Origin of the sequence: Longimicrobium sp., from assembly GCF_036280135.1 — a bacterium.
Classification (GTDB): domain Bacteria; phylum Gemmatimonadota; class Gemmatimonadetes; order Longimicrobiales; family Longimicrobiaceae; genus Longimicrobium.
This window is the reverse complement of record NZ_DASURI010000009.1, coordinates 1-2,521: the sequence shown is the minus strand read 5'-3', so window position 1 is coordinate 2,521 and position 2,521 is coordinate 1. Positions and strand designations below refer to the sequence as shown.

Genomic DNA, 2,521 nt, shown 5'->3' with positions numbered 1-2,521 from the left:
GACGGGCGCGATGGGGCGCAGGCGCTCCAGGATCTGCGTGGCGTCGCCCACGACCACGATCACGGCGCGCTCCGGCTGCAGGTACTGCCGCGCCACCCGCTGCACGTCCGCCACCGTCACGGCCGCGATGCGCTCCGGGTAGCTCGTGAGGTGCTGGGCCGGAAGGCCCATCAGCCGCGTGGCGGCCAGACTGGTGGCGGCCTGGTTGGGCGTCTCGACCGTGCCGGGGAACGAGGCCGTCAGGTAGCTCTTGGCGCGGTCCAGCTCCGCCTGGGGCACGGCCTCGTCGCGAATGCGGCGCAGCTGCACCATCAGCTCGGCCAGGGCGCTGTCCGTCACGGCCACGCGCACGTCCGTGCTGGCCAGGTAGGTGCCGCCGCCCAGCAGGCGGTTGTAGCGCGAGCGGGCGCCGTACGTCCACCCGTGCTGCCCGCGCAGGATCTCTTCCAGGCGCGAGTCGCCGCTCAGGCCCAGCACCATGTTGAGCACCTGGGCCGCGTAGTAGTCCGGGTTGTCGGCCATGAGGCCCGGGTTGCCCACGTAGATGGACGACTGCACGGAGTTGGGACGGTGCACCAGGAAGATCTCCGTGCTCTGCCGCGACGGCGGCGCGCTGAAGCGGTCCTCCGGGGCCGGCCCGCCCGTCCAGCTGCCGAAGTAGCGCTGCGCCATCTCCTGCGCCTGCGCCGGCGTCACGTTGCCCGACACCACCAGCATGGTGTTGGCCGGCACGAAGTGCGTGTGGTGGAATGCCACCACGTCCTCGCGGGTGAGCGCGGCCACCGTCTGCGGCGTGCGCTGGCGGCCGTACGGGTGGCCGGCGCCGTACACCTGCTGGTCGAACATGCGCGCGGCGAGCGTGCCCGGCTGCCCCAGCGACGCGCGCAGGCCGGCGATCTGCTGGGCCCGCGACGTCTCCATCTCCTGCTCGGGGAACGTGGGGTTGCGGGCCACGTCGCTCAGCAGCTCGAACGCCAGGGGCAGCTGGTCGCTCAGCACGCCCACGCTCAGCGTGAGGTTGTCCACGCCGGCAAAGGCGCCCATGCTGCCGCCCACGCCCTCCACCGTCTCGGCGATCTGCACGGCCGTGCGGGTGGGCGTGCCCTTGTCCAGCAGGGCCGCCGTCATCTGCGCCAGCCCCAGCTTGTCGGCCGGATCGGCCGCGGAGCCGGAGCGCACGTACAGGTCCAGGTTGGCCACGGGCAGCGCCTGGCTCTGCACCACCAGCAGGCGCATGCCGTTGGGCAGCTGCGTCTCGGTGAACGAGGGGAACTGCACGGGGCGCGACGGCAGGGGCGCGGGCGGCTGCTGCTGGGCCGCCGCGGGGAGCGCGGCGCCCAGGGCGAGGAGCGCCGGCGCGGCGAAGCGAAGTCGATTGAGCTTCATCACGGGAGGTCTCCTCACTGGGTGCGGCCGGGGAGGGTCACCACCACGGCGCGGTTGTCGGGGCGCAGGTACTGCCGCGCCACGCGCAGCACGTCTTCGCGGGTGACGGCGTCGTAGCGGGCGACGGCGTTGCGCACCTCGGCCGGGTCGCCAAAGTACAGCGCGTACATCTGCAGCGTCTCGGCCCGGCCCATGGCCGTCTGCATGCCGCGGATGAAGCTGGCGCGCTGCTGGTTCTTGGCGCGGTCCAGCTCCGCCTGCGTCACGCCGTCGCGCAGCAGCTTGTCGATCTCCTCGTCCAGCAGCGACTCCAGGCGGCCGGCGTCCACGCCCTGGTTGGAGCGCAGGTAGAAGAACATGAGCCCCGAGCCCCGGCGCAGGTCCGAGAACAGCGTGGCCAGCGACGCCGCGCGCTCCTGCTTGACCAGCCGCTGGTTGAGCCGCGAGCTGTTACCCGTGCCCATGATGTTGCTCAGCAGCTCCAGCGCGTACGCGTCGTCGTGCGTCACCGGCACGGCACCGTAGGCGGCCATGAACGCCGGCAGCGGCGCGTTCATGTCGCGGATGGTGTCGCGGCTGGGCAGGTTGGTGAACGCGTTTTCGCACTGCACCGGCGGCGGCGCCTGCACCGCCGGGATGGAGGCGAAGTACTGCTGCACCAGCTGCCGCGCCTGCGCGGGATCGAAGTCGCCCGTAAGGGTGAGCGTGGCGTTGTTGGGCGCGTAGTAGGTGCGGAAGAACTGCTGCACGTCCTCGATGCGCGCCGAGTCCAGGTCCGCCATGGACCCGATCACGTCGTGCGAGTACGAAAAGCAGGTCGATCCGCTGAACGGCTTGGTGCGGGCCAGGTTGAGCGACGGCGAGTACGGCGCGTTGTCCACGCGCAGGCGCCGCTCCTCCTTGACGATCTCCTGCTGGTTGCGCAACTGCGGCTCCGTCACCTGCAGGGCGCGCATGCGGTCCGACTCCAGCCACAGGGCCAGGTTCATGCGGCTGGGCGGCACCACCTGGTAGTAGTTCGTCCGGTCCTCGCTGGTGGACGCGTTCAGGTTGGTGGCGCCGGCGGCGCGCAGCAGGCGGCTGTGCTCGCCCTTGGGCGCGTTCTCGCTGCCCTCGAACATCATGTGCTCGAACA

At 71.4% G+C, this 2,521-nt stretch carries 2 protein-coding genes; both read right to left on the bottom strand.

Features of this window, described 5'->3' with window-relative positions; genetic code table 11:
- Nucleotides 1-1,386: pitrilysin family protein (locus VFZ20_RS00305; protein WP_329681809.1), on the bottom strand; the 1,386-nt coding region annotated here is incomplete at its 3' end.
- Between the two features lie 14 nt (nt 1,387-1,400).
- The coding region (locus tag VFZ20_RS00300) for a pitrilysin family protein (protein ID WP_329681808.1) at nt 1,401-2,521 on the bottom strand (1,121 nt) is incomplete at its 5' end.